General features: G+C 72.8%; 21 protein-coding genes. 10 read left to right on the forward strand and 11 right to left on the reverse strand.

The genetic code is table 11. The annotated features are described in order from the left end of the window. The first annotated feature begins 54 nt into the window (after nucleotides 1–54). Nucleotides 55–1,014, forward strand: a complete 960-nt coding sequence (locus tag AB0I15_RS06710) for a DUF5937 family protein (RefSeq protein WP_358091148.1) — start codon at nucleotides 55–57, stop codon at nucleotides 1,012–1,014. Here AB0I15_RS06710 and AB0I15_RS06715 read toward each other — a convergent pair. After that, the gene (locus AB0I15_RS06715) at nucleotides 1,005–2,024 is read right to left on the reverse strand and encodes a terpene synthase family protein (protein ID WP_358091150.1); all 1,020 of its coding nucleotides are present in this window, start codon (nucleotides 2,022–2,024) and stop codon (nucleotides 1,005–1,007) included. The genes AB0I15_RS06710 and AB0I15_RS06715 overlap by 10 nt on opposite strands. 20 nt (nucleotides 2,025–2,044) lie before the next feature. Beyond that, nucleotides 2,045–2,590, reverse strand: a complete 546-nt coding sequence (locus AB0I15_RS06720) for a hypothetical protein (protein ID WP_358091152.1) — start codon at nucleotides 2,588–2,590, stop codon at nucleotides 2,045–2,047. A 155-nt stretch (nucleotides 2,591–2,745) separates the two neighbouring features. Between AB0I15_RS06720 and AB0I15_RS06725 the strand changes: the two genes are divergently transcribed. Next, the gene (locus AB0I15_RS06725; protein ID WP_358091154.1) at nucleotides 2,746–4,107 is read left to right on the forward strand and encodes a glutamine synthetase family protein; all 1,362 of its coding nucleotides are present in this window, start codon (nucleotides 2,746–2,748) and stop codon (nucleotides 4,105–4,107) included. A gap of 60 nt (nucleotides 4,108–4,167) precedes the next feature. Here the strand turns inward: AB0I15_RS06725 and AB0I15_RS06730 are convergent, their stop codons facing one another. The 3 genes from AB0I15_RS06730 to AB0I15_RS06740 all read right to left on the reverse strand — a co-directional run bounded on the left by AB0I15_RS06730 (nucleotide 4,168) and on the right by AB0I15_RS06740 (nucleotide 6,063). Next, entirely contained in the window at nucleotides 4,168–4,512 is a 345-nt protein-coding gene (locus AB0I15_RS06730) for a YciI family protein (protein WP_358091156.1), read from the reverse strand. Between the two features lie 78 nt (nucleotides 4,513–4,590). Next, on the reverse strand, nucleotides 4,591–5,184 hold the full coding sequence (locus AB0I15_RS06735) for an AAA family ATPase (RefSeq protein WP_358091158.1): 594 nt from the start codon (nucleotides 5,182–5,184) through the stop codon (nucleotides 4,591–4,593). Nucleotides 5,185–5,295: 111 nt separating this feature from the next. After that, nucleotides 5,296–6,063 carry a potassium channel family protein gene (locus AB0I15_RS06740; RefSeq protein ID WP_358091160.1) on the reverse strand — a complete coding sequence of 256 codons (768 nt, stop codon included), beginning with the start codon at nucleotides 6,061–6,063 and terminating at the stop codon, nucleotides 5,296–5,298. Nucleotides 6,064–6,473: 410 nt separating this feature from the next. Between AB0I15_RS06740 and AB0I15_RS06745 the strand changes: the two genes are divergently transcribed. Then, nucleotides 6,474–7,187 carry a hypothetical protein gene (locus tag AB0I15_RS06745; RefSeq protein ID WP_358091162.1) on the forward strand — a complete coding sequence of 238 codons (714 nt, stop codon included), beginning with the start codon at nucleotides 6,474–6,476 and terminating at the stop codon, nucleotides 7,185–7,187. A 69-nt stretch (nucleotides 7,188–7,256) separates the two neighbouring features. On the opposite strand, the gene AB0I15_RS06750 is transcribed toward AB0I15_RS06745, so the two are convergent. From AB0I15_RS06750 to AB0I15_RS06765, 4 genes are all read right to left on the reverse strand, one after another. Then, on the reverse strand, nucleotides 7,257–8,840 hold the full coding sequence (locus tag AB0I15_RS06750; RefSeq protein WP_358091164.1) for a hypothetical protein: 1,584 nt from the start codon (nucleotides 8,838–8,840) through the stop codon (nucleotides 7,257–7,259). Then, nucleotides 8,837–9,727, reverse strand: a complete 891-nt coding sequence (locus AB0I15_RS06755; RefSeq protein WP_358091166.1) for an ABC transporter ATP-binding protein — start codon at nucleotides 9,725–9,727, stop codon at nucleotides 8,837–8,839. Before AB0I15_RS06755 ends, AB0I15_RS06750 begins: the two co-directional genes overlap by 4 nt. Further along, nucleotides 9,720–10,343 carry a TetR/AcrR family transcriptional regulator gene (locus AB0I15_RS06760; protein ID WP_358091168.1) on the reverse strand — a complete coding sequence of 208 codons (624 nt, stop codon included), beginning with the start codon at nucleotides 10,341–10,343 and terminating at the stop codon, nucleotides 9,720–9,722. Before AB0I15_RS06760 ends, AB0I15_RS06755 begins: the two co-directional genes overlap by 8 nt. An 87-nt stretch (nucleotides 10,344–10,430) precedes the next feature. Then, complete coding sequence (locus AB0I15_RS06765) at nucleotides 10,431–11,285, reverse strand: alpha/beta hydrolase (protein WP_358091170.1); 855 nt, start codon at nucleotides 11,283–11,285, stop codon at nucleotides 10,431–10,433. 83 nt (nucleotides 11,286–11,368) lie between these two features. On the opposite strand from AB0I15_RS06765, the gene AB0I15_RS06770 reads away from it, so the two are divergent. Beyond that, on the forward strand, nucleotides 11,369–12,046 hold the full coding sequence (locus AB0I15_RS06770) for a type 1 glutamine amidotransferase (protein WP_358091172.1): 678 nt from the start codon (nucleotides 11,369–11,371) through the stop codon (nucleotides 12,044–12,046). Here the strand turns inward: AB0I15_RS06770 and AB0I15_RS06775 are convergent. Next, a complete protein-coding gene (locus AB0I15_RS06775; RefSeq protein ID WP_358091174.1) occupies nucleotides 12,030–12,656 on the reverse strand; it encodes an HXXEE domain-containing protein in 627 nt (208 codons plus the stop codon). The two genes, AB0I15_RS06770 and AB0I15_RS06775, sit on opposite strands and share 17 nt — an antisense overlap. Before the next feature lie 91 nt (nucleotides 12,657–12,747). Here AB0I15_RS06775 and AB0I15_RS06780 point away from each other — a divergent pair, with 91 nt between their 5' ends. Next, on the forward strand, nucleotides 12,748–15,669 hold the full coding sequence (locus AB0I15_RS06780) for a bifunctional [glutamine synthetase] adenylyltransferase/[glutamine synthetase]-adenylyl-L-tyrosine phosphorylase (protein WP_358091176.1): 2,922 nt from the start codon (nucleotides 12,748–12,750) through the stop codon (nucleotides 15,667–15,669). A 65-nt stretch (nucleotides 15,670–15,734) separates the two neighbouring features. Then, the gene (locus tag AB0I15_RS06785; RefSeq protein WP_358091178.1) at nucleotides 15,735–16,769 is read left to right on the forward strand and encodes a hypothetical protein; all 1,035 of its coding nucleotides are present in this window, start codon (nucleotides 15,735–15,737) and stop codon (nucleotides 16,767–16,769) included. Here the strand turns inward: AB0I15_RS06785 and AB0I15_RS06790 are convergent. Further along, complete coding sequence (locus AB0I15_RS06790; RefSeq protein ID WP_358091180.1) at nucleotides 16,753–18,108, reverse strand: PLP-dependent aminotransferase family protein; 1,356 nt, start codon at nucleotides 18,106–18,108, stop codon at nucleotides 16,753–16,755. The genes AB0I15_RS06785 and AB0I15_RS06790 overlap by 17 nt on opposite strands. Nucleotides 18,109–18,260: 152 nt before the next feature. On the opposite strand from AB0I15_RS06790, the gene AB0I15_RS06795 reads away from it, so the two are divergent. From AB0I15_RS06795 to AB0I15_RS06810, 4 genes are read left to right on the forward strand one after another with little or no spacing between them, the layout of a single operon-like run. Beyond that, the gene (locus AB0I15_RS06795; RefSeq protein WP_358091182.1) at nucleotides 18,261–19,154 is read left to right on the forward strand and encodes a hypothetical protein; all 894 of its coding nucleotides are present in this window, start codon (nucleotides 18,261–18,263) and stop codon (nucleotides 19,152–19,154) included. Further along, complete coding sequence (locus tag AB0I15_RS06800; protein ID WP_358091184.1) at nucleotides 19,151–19,951, forward strand: deaminated glutathione amidase; 801 nt, start codon at nucleotides 19,151–19,153, stop codon at nucleotides 19,949–19,951. The genes AB0I15_RS06795 and AB0I15_RS06800 overlap by 4 nt, the downstream gene beginning before the upstream one ends. Next, the gene (locus AB0I15_RS06805; RefSeq protein ID WP_358091186.1) at nucleotides 19,944–20,870 is read left to right on the forward strand and encodes an ABC transporter substrate-binding protein; all 927 of its coding nucleotides are present in this window, start codon (nucleotides 19,944–19,946) and stop codon (nucleotides 20,868–20,870) included. The genes AB0I15_RS06800 and AB0I15_RS06805 overlap by 8 nt, the downstream gene beginning before the upstream one ends. Then, nucleotides 20,867–21,769, forward strand: a complete 903-nt coding sequence (locus AB0I15_RS06810) for an amino acid ABC transporter permease (RefSeq protein ID WP_358091188.1) — start codon at nucleotides 20,867–20,869, stop codon at nucleotides 21,767–21,769. The genes AB0I15_RS06805 and AB0I15_RS06810 overlap by 4 nt, the downstream gene beginning before the upstream one ends. Nucleotides 21,770–21,772: the final 3 nt, after the last annotated feature.

Below are 21,772 nucleotides of genomic sequence, written 5' to 3' on the forward strand. Positions count from 1 at the left end.
AAAGGGTGAGATGTCCGCTTTGGTGGCGCGAACGATTTAGCGCACACTAAAAGGATGTCCATAACCTGGGTGCTGAGGCCGGAGGATGTGGCGCGCATCCGGTTCGCCTTCTCCCCGATGTGGGAGCTCGTGGCCAGCCTGCGCACCCTCCAGCAGCCCGCCAGGCAGTCGATCCACCTGCCCTGGCTCAAAGCCGTCCGGCCCCGGCTGGACGCCCTCGACCTGGCCGAGCTGTTCGCCCTCGTGCCGCCGAGCGGCTATCTGGCCGACTTCATCACCCCGCCGCCCGACACGCCGATGCCCGAGTTCGCGGCCGAGCTCGACCGGGTCAGGCGCACCGACCCGGAGCGGGCCCGTACGGAGGCCACGTCGGTCGAGGGCACCGACCCGGCGGTGATCGCGCGGTTCGCCGCCGACCCCGGAGCGGGCGTGGCCAGGGTCGCGGACGCGCTGGAGGCGTACTGGGAGGCGGGTTTCGCCGAGTTCTGGCCCCAGGTGTACGCCCTGCTCGAGCGCGACGTCCTGCGCCGGTCGCGGCAACTGGCCCAGGGCGGGGCCAGGGAGCTGTTCGCCGGGCTCGATCCGGCCGTGACGTGGACGGGGGAGCGGCTGCTCGTCGACCGGCCCTGGTGCCACACGGGCGGGCTGCACGGCGACGGCCTGGTGCTGGTGCCCAGCGCGTTCTACTGGCCGGCGGTGGGGGTGATCACGGCGCCGTACCAGTCGATGCTCGTCTATCCGGTCCAGGGCGTCGGCACGCTGTGGGAGCAGGGCCCGCTGCCCGCGCCCGGCGCGCTCGCCGCCCTGATCGGCAGGACCCGGGCCCAGATCCTGCTCGCGCTGGGCGAGCCCGCCACCACCTCCGCGCTGGCCACCCGCATGGCGCTCACGCCGGGCGCGGTCAGCCAGCATCTCGGCGTGCTGCGCGGCGGCGGTCTCGCGGTGGGGATGCGCGTCGGCAAACAGGTCGTCTACCGCCGCACCCCCACCGGGGACGTGCTCGCTCAGGCGTAACGCTTGGACTCCAGGAGCCAGTCGAGGTGGGCGCGCGGCGCGGCCAGGTACGCGCAGGCGACCTTGCTGACGTCTCTCGCCTCCTTCGGCTCCAGGTCGTGCAGCGGCAGCCGCCTGGCGGCCTTGCACATGTCCTGGCAGCGCGCGGCGATCCGGTCCAGCACCCAGGCGGTCGCCTCCCGCTCGCCCAGCCCGAGCTGGCGCATCGCGAGCACGACGAAGTTGTGCACGTCACCGCGCTCCTTCGGCCGCGACGCCACGTCGTTGCACCAGGCCGTGACGTCGCTGCAGGCGTCCACGAGCTGCCGCCACGGCTCCGACTCGTGCATCCACGCCGGCACCTCGACCCGCAGGCACGGCTCGACCAGGTCGTACAGGTAAGGGCCGACGGTGCCCCTGCGCAGCTCCGGATACTCCTCCAGCGTCGGCATCCGCCCCGCCGCCCGGTTGTCGGCCTCGGTGCGGCAGGCGTCGTACTGCCGTTGCAGCCCGACCGCGAACCTGGCCCGCCACCGGTCGCTCATCCGCACGCTCGTCACCCGCCACAGGTCGGCGAAGGCCGCCTCCAGCGGATGGCGCGAGCTGCCCTTGAGCATGCCGTGGAAGATCTCCAGCGGGCCCGACCGCTCGTCCAGCTCGTCGTCCAGGTGGAACAGCCAGGTCAGCCACTGCGCGAACAGCGCCGCCGCGGCGGCGTCGAACTCGGCGAACGCGCGGCCGGCCATCCGGTGGTAGCCGACGCCGGGGTCGGCCCGCAGCCCGGTCCTTCTGGCCCAGTCGATGACCGCGGCCTCGATCGCGTACACGGCCGGATGCATCCGGCAGGGCGCCGCCATCGCGGGCACCCGCTCGGTGAGCGGCAGCAGGGCCTGGGCGGCCGGGACACCCCTGCGCGGCAGTGGCAGCAGGGAGGTCAGGGCCGAACGCAGCGCGGTGCGCACCGTGGCGAACACGGTCGTGTTCACGGTGTTCTCGGTCCCCGTCACGGGGGCCTTCGCCGGTGCTTTCACGGGAGTCTTCTGACGAGTCTTCACAGCGGGCCGAAGAGCCAGTTGCCGGCGGCGTTGGGATCGTCGCTGAGGTAGTAGTCGGCGGCGGCCAGGACCAGGTCGTCGACCGTCAGCGCCCCCTTGCCCGCCCGGTCGAGCCGGTCGAACGCCTCGTCCACGTCGTCGTAGGCGACCCCGAACGCGCAGAGCATCGTCCGGAACTCGCCCGGCCCGATCTCGCCGTCCCCGTCGCCGTCGCAGAGCTCCGCCACCGCCACCGTGGCCGGCCTGAAGACCTGCTCGTAGTGGTCGCCCGTGACGAACGCCGCCGTCATGGCCCTGCGGAAGTCCGGGCGCGCGATGCCGGAGTCGCCGTCGCGCTCCAGCGCCTGCGACAACGTGGACCAGATGCCGTCGAAGCTGTCCACGAGACTCGCCCCGGTGACCGAGGTGGGGGACTCCCCGAAGCCCACCAGGATGCGGGCGCCCAGCCCCAGCAGGTCCTCACGCTCGACGACGCCGTTGCCGCCCGCGTCGATGTGGTCGAACGCCCGATCGAGCTTGTGATTGAGCAGGTCGATAGCCACCAATGCCTCCCCCGAGACTGACTGCGTGATCACAGTAAGTGGGGGCGGGGGGCTTTGTCAGCGAGGCTCGCACCGGCACCCCCCGTAACGTGTGCGAAACACGGACACGGCATGCTGGTACATAGCCTGTACTTTCCGTCGAACGAGGGGACACTGTGGACCGCCAGCAGGAGTTCGTGCTCCGCACGCTCGAGGAACGCGACATCCGGTTCATCCGGCTGTGGTTCACAGACGTGCTCGGCTTCCTCAAGTCCGTGGCCATCGCGCCTGCCGAGCTCGAGGGCGCCTTCGCCGAGGGCATCGGATTCGACGGCTCGGCCATCGAGGGCTTCGCCCGCGTCTACGAGTCCGACATGCTGGCCAAGCCCGACCCGGCCTCGTTCCAGATCCTGCCGTGGCGCAGTGAGACGCCGGGCGCGGCGCGCATCTTCTGCGACATCCTCATGCCCGACGGCTCGCCGTCGCACGCCGATCCGCGCTGGGTGCTCAAGCGCACGCTCGCCAAGTGCGCCGACATGGGCTTCACGTTCTACACCCACCCGGAGATCGAGTTCTTCCTGCTGAAGAACCGTCCCGAGCCGGGCCAGCGCCCCGAGCCGATCGACTCCGGCGGCTACTTCGACCACACGCCCCACAGCTCCGGCCACGACTTCCGCCGTCAGGCGATCATGATGCTGGAGTCGATGGGCATCTCCGTCGAGTTCAGCCACCACGAGGGCGCGCCCGGCCAGCAGGAGATCGACCTGCGCTACGCCGACGCGCTCACCACGGCCGACAACATCATGACCTTCCGCCTGGTCATGAAGGAGGTCGCGCTGGAGCAGGGCATCTGGGCCTCGTTCATGCCCAAGCCGTTCACCGAGCACCCGGGCTCCGGCATGCACACGCACATGTCGCTGTTCGAGGGCGACAGGAACGCCTTCTACGAGGCAGGCACCGACTACCGGCTGTCGAAGATCGGGCGCTCGTTCATCGCCGGGCTGCTCAAGCACGCCGCCGAGATCACCGCCATCACCAACCAGTGGGTCAACTCCTACAAGCGGCTGTGGGGCGGCGCCGAGGCCATCGCGGGCCAGGGCGGTGAGGCCCCGTCCTACGTGTGCTGGGGTCACAACAACCGCTCCGCCCTGGTCCGCGTGCCGATGTACAAACCGCACAAGGGCGGCTCCACGCGCATCGAGTTCCGCTCGCTCGACTCGGCGTGCAACCCCTACCTGGCCTTCGCGCTGATCCTGGCGGCCGGGCTCAAGGGCATCGAGGAGGGCTACGAGCTGCCTCCCGCCGCCGAGGACAACGTCTGGACGCTGACCAGCGCCGAGCGGCGGGCCCTCGGCATCCAGCCGCTGCCCGGCTCGCTCAACGACGCGATCGCGGTCATGGAGCAGAGCGAGCTGGTGGCCGAGACGCTGGGCGAGCACGTCTTCGACTTCTTCCTGCGCAACAAGCGCAGCGAGTGGCGCGAATACCGCCGCCACGTCACCGAGTTCGAGCTGGGCCGCTACCTGCCGGTCCTGTGACGCCGGGGGCTTCGCCGTCACCTGGGCGGTGACGGCGAAGCCCTTGCTCCCAGCTCGTCGTCAGCCCTGGAACTCGCGGACCTCGACGGGCAGCAGGGCCACGGCCGCGGCCATCTTGCGGGCCCACGCGAGCGCGGCGTCCCGGTCGGCGGCCTCGATGATCGTGAAGCCGCCGATGTGCTCCTTGCCCTCCGTGTACGGGCCGTCGGTGCTCAGCACCTCGCCGTCGCGCAGCCGTACGACGACGGCCTGGCCGGCCGGCTGGAGCGCGCGGGAGAAGACCCACACGCCGGCCGCCTTCATCTCCGTCTCCAGGGCGTTGAGCCGCTCCATGACCGGGCCCAGGACCTCGGGTCCCGGCGGCTCGCCGTCGGGCTGGTACATGGTGAGAACGTATTGCTTCATGGGCTTTCCCTTCCGTGGGTTCTCACCCCCTACACGAACGGCATCTGCCCGGATCGACCTCCGCCGCGCGTGAGCGGCCTACCGGTTGCCGCTCTGAGATCGTCCGCCGGCGCGGGCCTCGTCGAACACGATGGCCTCGAGCAGCCCGGCCGCGGCCCTGTCGATGATGTGGGCGCCGGTCGCGGGGGCCGGATCGCCGCCCTTGACCCGCGTGACCAGCCCGCCCCACCTGCGCTGGTGGCGGGCGAACGTCCGCGGCGCCACCACCCGCCCCCTGATCCGCTGCCCCTGCAGCGCCACCTCGGGCGGCGCGTCGAGCAGGAGCAGGTGGAAGCCCGCGCCGTGGCGGCGCGCCAGCCAGGCGAAGCCCTTGAGCACGTACGGGCCGCAGCCCCGGTTGTGGGCGACGACCGAGTGGCCGCGGGTCAGGGCCCGGCGGATGCGGGTCAGGTGGGTGACGAAGACCACGGCCCGGCGCAGCGGGTAGGGCGCCCAGGTGAGCCTGCCGTGCCAGTGCTGTTTGGCCTGGGCGGAGTCGATCACCACGGCGGCGCCGGCGATGACGGGCAGGCTCTCGGCGCCGTGCAGGCCGTAAAGACGCTGGAGCAGGGTGGTCTTTCCCGCGCCGGGCAGCCCGGTCAGGATCACCAGGGACCCCGATGGGTAACGCAACCTCGCCCCGTGCACAGGCCACCCCCGCAATCTCGCCGTCGTATCCCTCGCCGCGCCAGCATAGGCCGCGCCCCCAGCCTCTCCGACGACGGACCGGAACGCGCACCCGGCTCAGGGGGAGTGGCGGGGGGCGAGCGTGGCGACCTGGTCGCGCAGCAGGCCCTGGGCCTGGACGAGCTCGTTCATGACCTTGCGCAACTCGGCCAGTTCGGTCGCGATCTGGGCCATCTCGGCCTCGGTGCGGCGCTCCATGGCGGCCGTGCGCTCGAACCGCTCGACGAACCAGGAGGCGATGGCCGCGGTGACGACACCGAGCAGGGCGATGCCGGCGATCATGAGGCCCGCGGCCACCAGCCGGCCTTCGGGGGTGATGGGGAAGCGGTCGCCGTAGCCGACGGTGGTCATCGTGGCCAGCGACCACCACAGGGCGTCGCCGATCGTCTTGATGTTGCCGTCGGGGTCGCCGCGCTCCACGTCCAGGACGGCGATGCTGCCGACCATGGCCATGAACAGGGCGGTGCCGCTGACGTACACGACGGCGCGCAGGCGCAGCGGGAGCTGCACCCGCTCGGCGATGACGTGCAGGAGCAGCAGGGCGCGCAGCAGCCAGAGCGGGCGCAGGAGGGGGAGCAGGACGACCAGGAGGGCGGGGATGTTCCTGATCAGGAAGCGCAGGCGGCGCGGGGCCAGGGCGACGCGGATCAGGTAGTCGGCGGTGAAGAGGATCCAGGTCAGGACCTGGAGGTACCAGAACGCGGTCTGCGCGGGGCCGGGCAGGCCGGGGACGAGGACGGGGACCGCCCAGCCGAGCAGGAAGCCTGTGCCGATGATGAGGAGCACCCCGCTCGTACGGCGCTCCCAGGAGGTCAGCCGATCCATGCCGCTCAGTCTGCGACGCCTGCCGCGTCACCCAACAGTACCGGCCGTCACATTTGTCCGAATCGTTCCAAAGGCTCCCGGCCCGGAATCAGGGGATTGGTCGCGGCAGGCCGGAAACCCGGGATAGGGTACGGCTGACGCCTTGATCGGCCTCACTCCCTGAGCGGTTCGGAGTGAGGCCGATTTTCGTTGCTTCTGACCCCCGAGTCACATGCGTGCGATGTGCGGCGCGTAGCGTTCCGATACTCAGGGTGGGAAGTTTCGTGCCCCTTCGAGGCGTTATGGAGTGGTATCGAGTGATCAATGTGGACCCCCCGCCTCCGGGCAAAACGGGCGTCCAGTAAAATTGGTCTGCTCTTTATGATATTTCCGGACTTTGCGCCTCATGAGGCGATATGGGAGGGTGTGGCATGACGACGGCTGCCCTGCAGACCGTGTTGACCGTTCCCGAGCGTTTCCGTGGCCCCGTGGGCGTCGCCAACGGCGGCTGGATCGCGGGCACCATGGCGGAGACGTTGAACGGTGGTCGATCAGCCGTCGAGGTCACGCTCCACGCGCCCACGCCGCTGGAGACCGAGCTGCGCCTCGAACACGTGGCCAACACCGCGACCCTGTCGCACGGCGACCGCCTCCTGGTGGAGGCCATCCCCGTGGCCGAGGAGCTGGAGGGGCCGGGGTTCGTCCCGTTCAACGACGCGGCCCGCGCCGAGGCCGGGTTCGTCGGCCTGAAGGCGCACCCGTTCGCCGAGTGCTTCGCCTGCGGCCTGCGCGAGCCGGGTGACGGCCTGCGCATCTTCCCCGGCCCGGTGGAGGGCACGGACCTGGTCGCGGCCGGTTGGCGGGTCCCGTTCACGGTGTCGGGTGAGGACGGCGTGCCCGCCTCGATCGTGGGCGCGGTCCTCGACTGCATCACCGGCTGGTCCCACTTCGGCCCCGGTGAGACGGCGCTGCTCGGGCGGCTGACCGTACAGATCCACCGCCCGGTCCACCCCGGCGGGCGCTACTCGGTCGTGGCCCGCCCGACCGGCCAGGACGGCCGCAAGATGTTCGGCCAGAGCGCCATCTACGAGGCGGACGGCACCCTGGTGGCCGCCGCCCGCGCGACGTGGATCGCTCCACGCTGACACGGGCACCACGGCCCCTGAGCCCCCTTCCGGGGAGGCGCTCAGGGGCTTTCTCGTGGGCCGGCGGGCTCAGGCGGTGATGTCGCGGCGGCGGATCCCCGCCATCCCGGCCGCCGCGAGGGCGACGGCGATCGCCAGCAGCGCGGCCGGCTGCCCCAGGTCCAGCGGCGCGCCGAGCAGCGGCTTGGGGATGTGCGAGAACGGCGACAGGCCGAGCACGGTCTCACCGACCTGGCCGAACTCGAACGCCAGCTCCACCAGCAGGAACGCTCCCAGCAGGGCCCAGGCGACGGCCGCCGCGGCCCGGGGGAGCAGGCCGAGCAGGGCCGTCGCCAGGGCCGCCATGACCCACACCGCGGGTAGCCACAGCAGCGCGGTGCCCAGCAGGGCGGGCAGCGCGCCGCCGATGTCGCCGGTCGCGGCCCCGTACGAGAGGCCGAGCGCGGTTCCGGCGGCGGCGAGCATGAGGGCGGGCCCGGCCACCGCGAAGGCCAGGTGCGCGAACGCCCAGCGGGTACGGCCGGGCGCGGCGGCCAGCAGCAGCTCGGCCAGCCCGTCGCGCTCCTCCGCCCGAGGGCGCAGCGCCGCCGAGACCGCGTAGCCCGCCACGGCCTGGCTCAGCACCAGCAGGCTGAACGTGAACAGCGCGTCCGGCCCCGGGAACAGCCCCGAGATCTGCTCCCGCGCCCCGCTGACCGCGCCGCCCAGCAACGCCCCCACCGCCGCGCACCCGGCCGTCCACGCCAGCAGCGGGCCCCGGTGCGTACGCCAGGCCAGCGCGAGCGGCCCACGCAGCGCCGGAGCCGCCGTACGGGGGCCCGGCCGGTCGGGGAGCAGCCCGGCCGCCAGATCCCGCCGCGCCGCCACCCGGTACGCCACCGCCGTCAGCACCCCGGAGAAGGCGGCGAACAGCGCGAGCACCCACCACCGGTCCCCGGTGTAGGCCTGGCTCAGCCGGGCCCACCCGAACGGCGACGCCCACGACGGCCACGACCCGCGCGCGTCGCCCACGGCCCGCAGCAGGAACAGCGCCCCCAGAGCGGCGAACGAAAGCCCTCTGGCCGCCCCGCTGCCCACGGTGAGCTGGGCCGCCACGGCCGCGACCGCGCCCATGGACACCCCGACGCCGGCCGTGGACAGGCCCAGCACGAACGAGCCCGCCACCGGCAGCCCGAGCCCGATCATCCCGGCGGCCAGGAGCACGGCCGCCACCAGGTTGGCGCCCAGCACGACGGTGAGGGCCGCCGTCAGGCCCGCGTGCCGCCCGGTCACCGTCGAGCCCAGCAGCTCGCGCCGGCCCGTCTCCTCCTCGGCGCGGGTGTGCCTGATGACGACGAGCAGACCGGCCAGCGCCGCGATCAGGGCTCCCGACATGCCCGCCCCCCAGGCCGTCACGCCGCCCAGGGTGGGCGCGTACACGACTCCGCGCATGGCGACCTGGGCGGGGTTGCCCATGGCCTCGTCCGCGTATCGCCGCAGGGCCTCGGGCGTGGTGTGGAGCGACGCGGCGCCGGAGGCGACGCCGTACGGGACGAGGGCGGCCACCGTCACCCAGACGGGCAGCAGCAGCCGGTCACGCCGCAGGATCAGCCGGATCAGCGCGCCGGTTCCCGTGAGAGGGCCGGTCATCGGGCCGGTCATGGGGCCGGTCATCGCCGGGCTCCCTCGTAGTGGCGCAGGAACAGCTCCTCCAGGGTGGGCGGGCGGCTGGTCAGGCCGCGCACACCGAGCCTGGCCAGCGTGGCGAGCAGGTCGTCCAGGCCGCCCGGGTCCACCTGGCACCGCAGGCGCGTGCCGTCGAGGTGGAGGTCGTGCACGCCGGGCAGGTCCGGCAGGCCGCCGGGCGGGGCGGCGAGGTCGGCCGAGACGGACGTGCGCGACAGGTGGCGCAGCTCGGCCAGCGTGCCGCTCTCCACCGCCCGTCCCGCCCTGATGATCGTCACCCGGTCGCACAGCGTCTCCACCTCGGCCAGGATGTGGCTCGACAGCAGCACCGTCGCGCCCCGGCCGCGCGCCCGGGCCACCTGCTCCTGGAACACGGCCTCCATCAGCGGGTCCAGCCCCGACGTGGGCTCGTCGAAGACGAGCAGGTCGACGTCGGAGGCGAGCGCCGCGACGAGCGCGACCTTCTGCCTGTTGCCCTTGGAGTAGGCGCGGCCCTTCTTGGCCGGGTCGAGCTCGAACGCGTCGATCAGCTCGGCGCGTCGGCCGGGGTCGAGGCCGCCGCGCAGCCGGCCGAGCAGGTCGATGATCTCGCCGCCCGTCAGGTTCGGCCAGAGCGTGACATCACCGGGAACGTACGCCAGGCGCCGGTGGAGCGTCACCGCGTCGGCCCAGGGATCGCCGCCGAGCAGCCGCACCGTCCCCGAATCGGCCCTGAGCAGCCCGAGCACGACCCGCAGCGTCGTGGTCTTGCCCGCGCCGTTCGGCCCCAGGAAGCCGTGCGCCTCGCCCGCGGCGACGGACATGCTCAGCCCGTCGAGCGCACGGGCCCGCCCGAACGACTTGCGCAGCTCCTCGATCAGCAGGACGTCAGTCATCCTGGGCCTCCCTGCCCGCGGTGTAGCGGTCGAGGCCCGAGCGGGCCCGGTCGATGAGGTCGGGGCCGACGAACTCGGGGGAGACGATGTTCAGCAGCACCGAGCCGACGCGCGACATGGTCTCGGGGGTGAACATGTCGGTGCCGAGGGCCCTGGACAGGTGCTCGTGCAGGACGTAGATGCCGAGCTGCATGGTGGTGAACACGGCCGCGTGGCCGCGCGCGTCGTCGCGTCCGGCCAGGAACCGCTCGGTGACCGCCACGAGCTCGTCGTAGACGCCCGCCGCCGTCGGCGACCCGTCGACCAGGGCCCGGCCCAGGTAGCGCAGCACGAGGGGCGAGCCGAGCCTCGTCTGCTCCACGAAGGAGGGGTCGTCCAGCCGTCCCTTGTCGATCCCCTCCTCCACCTCCTGCTTGATGTAGGCGACGACGTACGCGTCGCAGGCGTCGCGCAGCCCTTCCTTGGCCCCGAAATGGTGCTGGACCAGGCCCAGCGACACTCCGGCGTCGTCGGCGATGGCCCGCAGGGTCGCCCCTTTGACCCCGTGCTCGGCGAAGTGCCGCAGGGCCGTGTCCCTGATCCGGGCCTTCGCCGTCAGATCCTCTACCGGTCGCATGTATTGCCACCCATACGTTCGTATTGCTGACAAGTCAAACGTATGGTCGCTAGGGCGTGCCTGGCAAGCCCGGGGGCGAAACGGGTGTCAGGCGGTGAGACGGTCCACGACGGCCGACACGCAGTGGTCGTCGAACAGGATCGTGTAGTGGTTGCAGTCCGGGACCACCTCGTCGCGCAGTCCGGGCAGCCGGGCGGCCCACGGCAGGGCCAGGTCGTCAGGCAGCAGGCCGACCTCCTGGTCGAGCAGCCCGCGCGGCGCCCTGAGCAGGGTCAGCGGCGAGGTGATGGCCTGCAGCGCGGCGCCGATGCGGGCGGACTCCAGCCGCATCCACCGCCCGTCCTCCATCACCGCCTCGCTGACGACCCGCGACCGCAGCCCGCCCTCGGGGCCGGTCAGGTCGTAGCGCACGTACGCCTCGACGTCGTCGTTCCAGTGCCCGGCGAAGGCCGGGTGCGCCTTGAAGAAGTCGACGTACGCCTCGGGGGAGCCGAACGTCTGCCGCAGCCGCGCGAGCGCCGGGCCCAGCGTGGCCTCCAGGGCCGCGTCCGGGTCCAGGCCCTCGGGCAGCGGCGGGAACGGGAGCCCGCCGTCCACCAGCACCACCCGCGCGAAGGGCCGCCGGGCGCCCGCCAGCGCGGCCACGTACGCGCCCATCGAGTGGCCCGTCAGCACCGCGTCCGGCCCGGCCCCGACGTGCTCGGCCACCCGCAGCACGTCCTCGGCGTGCCGGGGCAGCCCGTACGGGCCCGGCATGGCGGCGCTGTGCCCGCGCCCGCGCAGGTCCATCGCGACCAGCGACCACCCGTCGGGCAGCCGCCGCCCCACCGCCCCCCAGGCCATCAGCGAAGCGGTGATCCCGTGCACGGCGATGATCAGCCGCGGCCCCGTCCCGAACCGGGCGATCCGCTGGCCGCCGACATCCTCGAACTCGATGCTCATGAACGGAGCTTAGGGACAAACGGCCGGATTGTGGTGGGGGCTGTATGTGCCATTTGTAGGGAAAGTTCCGGATAATCGCACATATGCGCATCACCGTCATCGAACACGAGGCCGAGGCCGGGCTGGGGTACCTCGCCGGCTGGCTCGGGCTACCCTGCCAGGTCGTGCGGCCGTACCTGGGCGAGGAGGTGCCCGCGCGGCCGGCGGACGGGCTGATCGTGCTCGGCGGCGCGGCGGCCGCCTGGGAGGACGAGCGCAGCCCCTGGCAGCCCGCCACCCGCGACCTGCTGCGCCGGGCCGTGGACGAGGCCGTCCCCACGCTGGCCGTCTGCCTGGGCGCGCAGTTGCTGACCATGGCCTGCGGGGGGACGGTCGAGCGCGGCGGGAACGGCCTCGAGGTGGGGCTGTGCGAGGTGAGCGCGCTGCCCGCCGCCGCCTCCGACCGCCTGCTGGCGGGGATCGGGACGGCGGTGGCCGTCCAGTATCACCAGGACGCCATGACGCGACTGCCCGAGGGCGCGGTGCCGCTGATGACCGGGGCCCGGTACCCGAACCAGGCCTACCGCCTGGGCGAGGCCGCGTGGGCGGTGCAGTTCCACCCGGAGGCCACGCCGGAGATCTTCGCCTCCTGGACCGCGGAGTCGGACCTGGACGCGGCGGAGGACCTCAACACCGAGGTCAAGGCCGCCGAGAGCCGGCTCGTGGCGGCCTGGCGCCCGATGGCGGAGGCGTTCGCGGCCGTCGTCAGAGCCGGCGCCTGAGGTCCAAGCCGGGGCGCGAGCCCGCGCCCGAGCCTTCGGTCGAGGTCGAGGTCGAGGTCGAGGCGGGGTTCGGGGCGGGGTTCGGGGCGGGGGCCGGGTTCTGGTTCGGGGTCGTGGCGTGCGGGCGGCGCCTGGTCGCCAGGTGCGCCACCGCGTGCACGCCACCCAGCACCAGCGGGAACGCCGCCAGCGCCGCCGTGCTCGCGGGCCCGGAGCGCACGGGCACCCCCGCCCGCCGCAGCCGCCGCCACGCCCACACCGAGTACGGGATCACCACCACGGGCGCCGTCACCGCCCCCGGCGTGTACCCCCGTGTCACGGCCGCCTGCACCAGATGGCCCACCCCGTGCAGCCCGAACCCGGCCAGCGCCGCCTGGAACACCGGGCTGCGCCCGCCCGTACGCGCCCCCATCGCCGCCGCCCCGGCCATGACCCCGCCCATCAGAGCGATGGCCACGTTCACGTGCCGCTGCGACACCTCCAGCCGCTCCCACGGCACCCCGGGGAAGCGCTCCTCCAGCCGGGGCCGCGCCCTGCGGGCCCAGCCCGCCATGGTCGCCAGTTCCTCGGCGTCGTGCACCGCCCACGCGGCCAGCAATCCCCATGTCACCGTCGCCGGAACCATCTCGCCTCCAAGAAACGCAACGCAACGTTGCGTTTAATGCTACGGCGAACCGGGAGAGAGCTGTCAAGATGGAGGGGTGCCCAGGATCGAATCCACCGCGGCGAGGCTCGCCAAGCTCGGCTTCGCCGACGGCGCCAGGGCCGCCCAGCTCGTCCGCGCCGCCCCGGCAGAGCTGGGCGACCTCCTCGAACCACTGGTGGACGTGGCCGATCCGGACCAGGCGCTGGTCTCCCTGACCCGCCTGGTCGAGCGCGAGCCCGCCGTGCTCGACCTCCTGCGCCACGACGATCACCTCAGGTCCAGGCTCCTCGCCGTGCTCGGCGTCAGCGCCGCCCTCGGCGACCACCTCGTCCGCCACCCCGGCCAGATGGCCCTGCTGGCCGAGCCGCGTCTCGGCGAGGCCAGGGCCGGGCTGCTGCGCGCCGTCGGCGCCGAACCGGACGAGGCCGAGCCGCGCGCGACGGGGACGGACACGCTGGTGGCGCTGCGCGTGGCCTACCGGGGGCGGCTGCTCCACCTGGCCGCGCGCGACCTCACCGGCGAGGCCACGCTGGGAGAGGTCACCTCCGAGCTGTCCGACCTGGCCGGCGCCGCGCTGGAGGCCGCGCTGGCCATCGCGCGGACCGAGGTGGAGGCCGAGGAGGTGCGCCTGGCGGTCGTCGGCATGGGCAAGTGCGGCGCCAGGGAGCTCAACTACATCAGCGACGTCGACGTGATCTTCGTCGCCGAGCCGCGGGAGGGCGCCGACGAGGCCAAGGCCCTGCGCTCCGCGACCCGGCTGGCCCAGGCCATGATGCGGGCCTGCACCGCGACCACCCCCGAGGGGTCGCTGTGGGAGGTGGACGCCGGGCTGCGGCCGGAGGGCCGCTCCGGGCCGCTGGTGCGCACGCTCACCAGCCATCTCGCCTACTACCGGCGCTGGGCCAAGACCTGGGAGTTCCAGGCGCTGCTCAAGGCCCGGCCCGTCGCGGGCGACCTGGAGCTGGGCGCCGCCTACGTCGAGGCCGTCAACGAGATGGTGTGGACGGCGGCCACCCGCGAGCACTTCGTCGAGGACGTGCAGGCCATGCGCCGCCGGGTCGAGGCGCACGTGCGCGCCGAGGGCGAGCGGCAGCTCAAGCTGGGCCCCGGCGGGCTGCGCGACATCGAGTTCGCGGTGCAGTTGCTGCAGCTCGTGCACGGCAGGCTCGACCCGCTGCTGCGGCGCAAGGCCACGCTCCCGGCCCTGGCCGCGCTGTCGCGGGGCGGCTACGTGGGGCGCGACGACTCGAAGGGGCTGGCCGAGGCCTACACGTTCCTGCGCCAGGTCGAGCACCTGCTGCAGTTGCACCGGCTGCGGCGCACCCACGTCCTGCCCGCCGACGAGGCCGACCTGCGCCGGCTGGGCCGGGCGCTGGGGATGCAGGCCGACCCGGTGGGCGAGTTCACGGCCCGGTGGCGGCGGCACGCCATGGAGGCGCGGCGGCTGCACGAGAAGCTGTTCTACCGGCCGCTGCTGCAGGCCGTGTCGCGGCTGCGGGAGTCGGAGGCGCGGCTGTCGACCACGGCCGCCAAGGCCAGGCTCGAGGCGCTCGGCTACGTCGATCCCGCCGGGGCGCTGCGCCACATCGCCAACCTGTCCACGGGGGTGTCCAGGCGGGCGGCGATCCAGCGGACGCTGCTGCCCGTCATGCTTGGCTGGTTCGCCGACACGCCCGACCCCGACGCGGCGCTGCTCGGGTTCCGGCAGGTCAGCGACAAGCTCGGCAGCACGCCGTGGTATCTGCGGCTGCTGCGCGACGAGACCGCGGTCGCGGCCAGGATGGCCCGGGTCCTGGGCACCGGCCGCTACGCCACCGGCCTGCTCATGCACGCCCCCGACGCGGTCGCGATGCTCGGCTCGGACGAGGAGCTGGCCGTACGCCCGAAAGACTCGCTCCTCGGCGAGGCGTCGGCCGCGGTGTCCCGGCACGAGGGCGACCCCGCGACCGCCGTCGCCGCCGTGCGCGGGCTGCGGCGCAGGGAGCTGTTCCGCACGGCCGTGGCCGACATCTTCGGCCGCATCGACATCGAGACCGTCGGCGACGCCCTGTCCCAGCTCACCGACGTGACCCTGCAGGCCGCGCTCGACGCCGCCGCCGGCAAGGCACGGCACCTGACCTCGTTCGCGGTCATCGCGATGGGCCGGCTCGGCGGCATGGAGTGCTCCTACGCCAGCGACGCCGACGTCATGTTCGTGCACTCGCCGCTGCCGGGCGTCGACGAGCGCGAGGCGACCGACGCCGCCTTCGCCGTGGCCAACGACGTGCGCCGGCTGCTGTCGCTGCCCGCCCCCGACCCGCCCCTGATCATCGATCCCGACCTGCGGCCCGAGGGCCGGCAGGGCCCGCTGGTGCGCACGCTGGCCTCCTATCGGGCCTACTACGCGCGCTGGTCGTCGCCGTGGGAGTCGCAGGCGCTGCTGCGCGCCCGCTTCTCGGCCGGCGACCCCGAGCTGGGCGCGGCGTTCACCGCGATGATCGACGAGCTGCGCTACCCCGCCGACGGGCTGCCCGACGACGCCGTACGCGAGATCAGGCGGCTCAAGGCCCGCATGGAGGCCGAGCGCCTGCCCCGCGGCGCCGACCCCGCCCTGCACACCAAGCTGGGCCCCGGCGGGCTGTCCGACGTGGAGTGGGTCGCGCAGCTCCTGCAGCTCTGCCATGCCGGGACGACGCCCTCCCTGCGCACCACCCGCACCCTGGAGGCGCTGCGCGCGGCCGTCGCCGAAGGGCTGCTGGCCCCGGCCGACGAGGCGGTGCTGGCCGAGGCCTGGCGCTTCGCCTCCCGCGTCCGAGACGCGATCATGCTGGTCAAGGGCCGTCCGGGCGACAGCGTGCCGCCCGACTCGAGCGAGCGCAAGCTGATCGCCCAGACGCTGGGCTACCCGCCCGACGGGTCGGAGGACTTCCTCGACGACTACCGCCGGGTGACCCGGCGGGCGCGCCAGGTGATGGACCGGGTGTTCTATGGAGCTTGATCATCGGGCTTGATCATCGGGCCTGATCGTTGCGCCACCACGCCTGGTGGGTGTATCAATGCGCGGTGTTATCCGTTTACGTGGATCTGGCCCTCGGCCTGGTGGTGTCGTTCCTGCTGCTGTCGCTGCTCGTCAGCGGCATCAACGAGGCGTTCGTGCGGGTGCTGTCCATCCGCAGCAAGTTCCTGTGGGCCTACCTCAGGGACACCCTGGACGGCGCCGACGCGAAGACCGGGTCGTGGCTGCCGGCCCGGGTGACCGACGTGTTCAGGGTGCTGCCGTTCCTGCGCGATCCGCGCCCCCGGCACAGCGACCAGCCCGCCCCCTCCGAACCCGGCAGCCTGCCCGGCCCCGAGACGAAGGCCGGCGACTCGATGATCAAGCTGCTCTACGAGCGGGTCAGGGAGATCGACCACGCCAAACGGGGCAGGACGAGCATCTCGAACATCCCGCCGGGCCGGTTCGCCGTCGCGGTGATGGAGCTGGCCGCGACCGACGACGGCGACGTCGAACGCTTCCTCGCCCGGCTGAAGGAGATCGACAGCCCCCTGTACGGCCACCTCAAGGGCATCTGGGAGAGCGCCCAGCGCGACCTCGACCGGTTCCGGCAGGGCGTGGAGATCTGGTTCGACGGCGAGATGCAGCGGCTGTCCATGCTGTACAGGCGCTACGTCAAATGGGTCGTGGCCGTGCTCGGCGTCGGCGTGACGCTGCTGTTCTCGATGGACGGCCTGGAGTACGCCAAGACGCTGCTGCGCGACAACGCCTTCCGCGCCTCGGTGACGGCCGTGGCCGAGGCGGGGCCCGACGCGTACGACGAGCTGAAGGCGCGGTGCACGGGCGGCGACCCGGTGCCGTGCGTCACCGAGACGCTCAGCCAGCCCGCCCTGGTCAAGATGATGGGCCAGGCCATGGTCAGCCTGTCGATCCCGGCCGAGGGCGAGCCCAGCGTCCACTGGAACGGCGGCCTGTGGTGGGACCGGATCTCCACGCCGAGCCACTGGCCGGGCTTCCTGCTGACCTACGTGGCGCTGCTGTTCGGGGCGCCGTTCTGGTGGGACGTCTTCCGCCGCATCACCGGCATCAAGTCGAGGAGCTGAGGCGCTGCCCGCCCGTGGCCGCCAGTGCGATCACGTCGGCCAGCGCGGCCAGCCCGTCCGGGTCGTCGGTGAGCCTGGCGGTGGCCAGCCGCAGGTGGGGGGAGGCGGCGGGGCCGATGACGTACCGGCTGCCGGGGGCGACCGAGATCCCGTGCGCGGCGAGGGTCACCAGGGCGGCCGGCTCGTCGCGTACCGGGACCCACAGCACCAGGCCGTCCCTGCCGCCCGTACGCACGCCGCGCGCGGCCAGCTCCGCCGCCAGCCGCGCCCGCCGCTCGGCGTAGACCGCGCGGGCCCGCGTGACGCCGTCGCGCACCTCGGCGTCGCCGAGCAGGTGGGCCAGCGTGTCCTGCAGAATCCGGCTGGTCCAGCCGGTGCCGAAGCTGCGCAGCACGCGGACCCGCTCCACCGCGTCCGCCGCCCCGCCGATCACCGCGATGCGCAGGTCGGGGCCGTGTGACTTGGAGTACGACCGCACCAGCACCGTACGGTCGGGGAAGCGCGCCCCCATGCTCACCATCGGCGAGACCGACAGCTCGCCGATCCCGTCGTCCTCCACGATGAGGGTGGAGGTGGGCTCCAGCAGGGCCGCCAGCTCGGCCGAGCGCTCCTGGGTGACGGCGTGGCCGCAGGGCGACTGGCCGCGCGGCTGGTAGACGAACGCCACGGGCCGGGCCCGCAGCGCCTTGGCGAGCGAGGCGGGGACGGGGCCGTCCTCGTCGCAGGCGACCGGGACCAGCTCCACGCCGATCGTCTCCAGGATGTCCAGCAGCCGGGCCGCGGTCGGCTCCTCGATCGCGATCCGCTCGCCGGGCAGGGCCGTGGTCTGGCACAGGAGCTGGACGCCCTCGTACCCGCCGCCGACCGCCAGCCAGCTCCGCGCGGGGAACGGCCAGGACGGCTCCACGGCGGCGCGCAGGCGCGGCGTGATCGTGGCGCGGGCGTAGTCGTTGAGCCCGTCGGCGGAGGCGGCGGCGATCAGCGCTGCCTCCAGCGGCGGCAGCAGCGCCGCGTCGGGCGAGGCGATGGTCAGGTCGATCGCCAGGCGGTCGCCCCAGTGGCCGAGCCGCTCGTACCGGATGGGGCGGGGCACGTCGGGCGGGCCCAGCACGACCGTGCCCCGGCGGCGGTCGGTGCGGATCATGCCGTGCCTGCGCAGCTCCGACCACGCCTCCGCCACCGTCCCCGAGCTGACCCGCAGCTCCCTGGCCAGGCCGCGCACCGTGGGCAGGCGGGTCTGCGGAGCCACGCTGCCCTCCCTGATCAGGTCGGTCAGGGCGGCGGCGATGCCGCGCGCGCTCGGGTCCGCGATCCGCCGCGCCAGCCAGGCCGCGTCCAATTTGTCCCCCTTAAATCTTTGTTCAGCAACAAAGATCTTCTTGTGTGCCTTGTCGACCTGAACATATGGTTTCTGGCAATTCGCGGCAACTGAAATCACTTGGGGGGTTTGTGGCGAATATTCGTCTTGCACTGCGGGATTGGGACCACCTCGTGCCCGTCGCGACCGGGCAGGTCCGGCCCGACGGCTTCGAGCTGGACCTCGAGTCCCGCGCCGTCACCCCTGACGTCCTGAGCGAGCCGGAGGTGGACGGCGGAGAGACCTCCTTCAGCCGGTACGTGCTCGGCCGCGCCGCGGGCGACGACCGGCTCGTGGGCCTGCCCGTGTTCGTCATGCGCGGCTTCCGGCACCGCTGCGTCCTCGTCCGCCGCGACAGCGACCTGACCACCCTGGAGGAGCTCAAGGGCGCGCGCATCGGGCTCACCGGCTGGCCGGACTCGGGCAACACCTGGACCAGGGCGCTGCTGCGGGCCGCCGGCGTGGACGTCAAGGGCGTCGAGTGGACGGTCGGCCCGCTGGTCGCCGGGGAGACGGGCAAGGACCGCGTCGGCCCGGTGCCGTTCCCCGACAACGTGGCGCTGACCGGCGACGGCCTGGCCGAAGGGCTCGCGGACGGCCGCCACGACGCGATCATGACCCCGTTCATGCCCGAGGAGTTCTTCACCCCGGACAGCCGCTTCCGCCACCTCCTGCCCGACCATCGGGCCGCCGAGCTGGACTACTACCGGCAGACCGGCTTCGTCCCCGGCATCCACCTGGTGACGCTCAAGCGCGAGAGCGTCGAGCGCCATCCGTGGCTGCCCGGGGCCGTGCTGGAGCTGTTCGAGCGGTCCAAGCGGCACTGGCAGGCGCGGCGCAGGCTGCTCGCCGACACCACGCCGTGGCTGCTCGACGACCTGACCGCCACGGCCCGCACGTTCGGCCAGGACTGGATGCCGTACGGCATCGACCGGAACGCCGCCATGGTCGCGGCCTTCTGCGAGGAACTGCACGCCCAGGGAATCTCGAACCGCCGCATCGAGGCCGAGGAGGTCTTCACCCCATGAGAATCGCCGTAGGACAGTTCGCCTCGGGAGAGAGCTGGGAGGGCAACCTCAAGACCTGCCGGGAGCTCGTCGACGGGGCCGTGGCGGGGGAGGCGGACCTGCTGGTCCTGCCCGAGGGCGCGCTCTCCCTCTTCGTGGACGAGCCCGCCCGCATCCGCGAGGCCGCCCAGCCGCTGGACGGGCCGTTCGTCAGCGGGCTGGTCGAGCACACGCGCGGCTCCGGGACCACGGTGATCGCCGGCGTGCACGTCCCGGCGGGCGACGGCCGGGTGGCCAACGTGCTGGTGGCGGCCAGGGGCGGGGAGATCGTGGCGACGTACACGAAGCTCCACCTGTACGACGCCTTCGGCCGGCGCGAGTCCGACAACGTCGTCCCCGGCACGAACGCGCCCGTCGTGATCGACTGCGCCGGCTGGAAGGTCGGCCTGATGACCTGCTACGACGTACGCTTCCCCGAGCTGGCCAGGCTCCTGGCCGACCAGGGCGCCCAGGTGCTCGCGCTGCCCGCCGCCTGGGTACGCGGCCCGGCCAAGGAATGGCACTGGGAGGTCATGGTGACCGCCCGCGCCCTGGAGAACACCTGCTACGTGGCCGCCTCCGGCGAGTGCGGCCGCCGCAACATCGGCGCCAGCATGGTCGTCGACCCGCTCGGCATCACCCGGGCCCGCCTGGGCGACGCGCCCGGCCTGCTGTGGTCCGACGCCTCGGCCGACGAACTCGCCGGCGCCCGCCGCACTCTGCCCGTCCTCGAGAACCGGCGCTTCGCCGTGGACCCGCGATTGGAGCCACATGTCTAGATTCGCGACGGCCGCCCTGCTCGGGGCCGCCCTCCTGCTGGCCGGCTGCGGCGCCAACCCGGAGGAGGCCGAAGGCGTGCTGGCCACCCAGCAGCCCGGCGGCCAGCCCGCCGCCGCCCAGGTCAAGGACCAGGCGCTCTACGACCGCCTGCCGGACAAGGCCAAGCAGGCCGGCCGGCTGGTCTCGGTCAACAACGGCTCGTTCCCGCCGTACGAGATCGCCGGGGCGGACGGCAGGTCCCTGACCGGCGCCGCCGCCGACATGTCGGAGGCGCTCGGCCAGCTCCTCGGCGTCAAGATCGAGCACGTCACCGTGGACGGCCTGCCCAGCTCGCTCACCGGCATCGCCTCCGGCCGCTACGACTTCGCCATCGGCCCGGTGGGCGACTTCACCGACCGGCAGAAGAACAACGACTTCGTGGACTGGGTCAAGGAGTTCGTCGTCTTCGCCGTGCCGAAGGGCAACCCGGACAAGATCGGCTCCGTGGCCGACACGTGCGGGCTGAAGATCTCGGTCATGGCCGGCGGCTCCGCCGAGGCGGTGATCAAGAGCCGGTCCGCGGCGTGCGCCAAGGAGGGCAAGCCGAAGATCACCGTGCAGTCGTACAAGGACCAGCCGACCTCCGTGCTGGCGGTCAGCTCGGGCCGGGCGGACGCGTTCTTCTCCTCGCAGGCGCCGCTCACGTACTTCGTGGCGCAGGCCGGCGGCAAGCTGGAGCTGGCGGGCAAGGGCCAGGCCAACGGGTTCGACGACCTCTACCAGGGCGCCGTCGTGGGCAAGGACTCGCCGCTGCGCGACGTGCTCAGGGACGGCATCCAGAAGCTCATGGACAACGGCACCTACGCCAAGATCATGGACAAGTGGGGGACGTCCGACAACAAGCTCGACCAGGCCGGCGTGAACATGGCGAAATCATGAGCGAGATCGACGTCGCGGGCGCCGCCCGCACCCGTCACCCACTGCGCTGGGTCGCCTCGATCGTCCTGCTCGTGCTCGCCGCCCAGCTCGTCAGCCTGCTGGTCACCAACCCCAACTTCCAGTGGGACGTCGTCGGCCGGTACGTCAACGCGCAGATCATCGGCCAGGGCATCTTCACCACGCTGCTCCTCACCGTGATCGCCATGGCCGTGGGCGTGCTCCTCGGGGTGCTGCTGGCCATCGGCCGGCTGTCGGAGAACCCGGTCGCCAGGGCCGCCTGCGGGCTGTACGTGTGGTTCTTCCGCGGCACGCCGGTGCTGGTGCAGCTCGTGCTCTGGTACAACCTGTCGTACCTGCTGCCGGAGATCTCCTTCGGCATCCCGTTCGGCCCCGCGTTCGCCGCCGCCGACACCAACGTGCTCATCACGCCGCTGCTCGCGGCCATCCTCGGCCTCGGGCTGAACGAGGGCGCGTACATGGCGGAGATCATCCGCGGCGGCCTCATGTCGGTGGACCCCGGGCAGACCGAGGCCGCCTCGGCGCTCGGCATGAGCGACGCCCGCACCTTCCGCCGGATCGTGCTGCCCCAGGCCATGCGCTTCATCATCCCGCCCACGGGCAGCCAGGTGATCAGCATGCTGAAGGCCACGTCGCTGGTCAGCGTCATCGCCCTGGCCGACCTGCTCTACACCGTGCAGTCCATCTACAACCGCACCTTCCAGACCATCCCGCTGCTGATCGTCGCGTGCGTCTGGTACCTGGTGATCACCTCGATCCTGTACGTCGGCCAGTCCTTCATCGAGCGCCACTACGCCCGCGGCGCCACCAGGAACGCCCCGCAGGGCTTCTGGTCCTTCGCGACCTTCCGCCGCCGCCGTCCCTCGGAGGTCCCCTCGTGAGCG

It is taken from the genome of Nonomuraea sp. NPDC050643, from assembly GCF_040654715.1.
GTDB lineage: Bacteria > Actinomycetota > Actinomycetes > Streptosporangiales > Streptosporangiaceae > Nonomuraea.

What these genes read in the sequence shown, in the direction of transcription:
- AB0I15_RS06710 (WP_358091148.1), top strand. Translation starts at nt 55, where the DNA reads ATGTCCATAACCTGGGTGCTGAGGCCGGAGGATGTGGCGCGCATCCGG.
- AB0I15_RS06730 (WP_358091156.1), bottom strand. Translation starts at nt 4,512, where the DNA reads ATGAAGCAATACGTTCTCACCATGTACCAGCCCGACGGCGAGCCGCCG.
- AB0I15_RS06740 (WP_358091160.1), bottom strand. Translation starts at nt 6,063, where the DNA reads ATGGATCGGCTGACCTCCTGGGAGCGCCGTACGAGCGGGGTGCTCCTC.
- AB0I15_RS06745 (WP_358091162.1), top strand. Translation starts at nt 6,474, where the DNA reads ATGACGACGGCTGCCCTGCAGACCGTGTTGACCGTTCCCGAGCGTTTC.
- AB0I15_RS06750 (WP_358091164.1), bottom strand. Translation starts at nt 8,840, where the DNA reads ATGACCGGCCCCATGACCGGCCCGATGACCGGCCCTCTCACGGGAACC.
- AB0I15_RS06755 (WP_358091166.1), bottom strand. Translation starts at nt 9,727, where the DNA reads ATGACTGACGTCCTGCTGATCGAGGAGCTGCGCAAGTCGTTCGGGCGG.
- AB0I15_RS06760 (WP_358091168.1), bottom strand. Translation starts at nt 10,343, where the DNA reads ATGCGACCGGTAGAGGATCTGACGGCGAAGGCCCGGATCAGGGACACG.
- AB0I15_RS06765 (WP_358091170.1), bottom strand. Translation starts at nt 11,285, where the DNA reads ATGAGCATCGAGTTCGAGGATGTCGGCGGCCAGCGGATCGCCCGGTTC.
- AB0I15_RS06770 (WP_358091172.1), top strand. Translation starts at nt 11,369, where the DNA reads ATGCGCATCACCGTCATCGAACACGAGGCCGAGGCCGGGCTGGGGTAC.
- AB0I15_RS06800 (WP_358091184.1), top strand. Translation starts at nt 19,151, where the DNA reads ATGAGAATCGCCGTAGGACAGTTCGCCTCGGGAGAGAGCTGGGAGGGC.
- AB0I15_RS06805 (WP_358091186.1), top strand. Translation starts at nt 19,944, where the DNA reads ATGTCTAGATTCGCGACGGCCGCCCTGCTCGGGGCCGCCCTCCTGCTG.
- AB0I15_RS06810 (WP_358091188.1), top strand. Translation starts at nt 20,867, where the DNA reads ATGAGCGAGATCGACGTCGCGGGCGCCGCCCGCACCCGTCACCCACTG.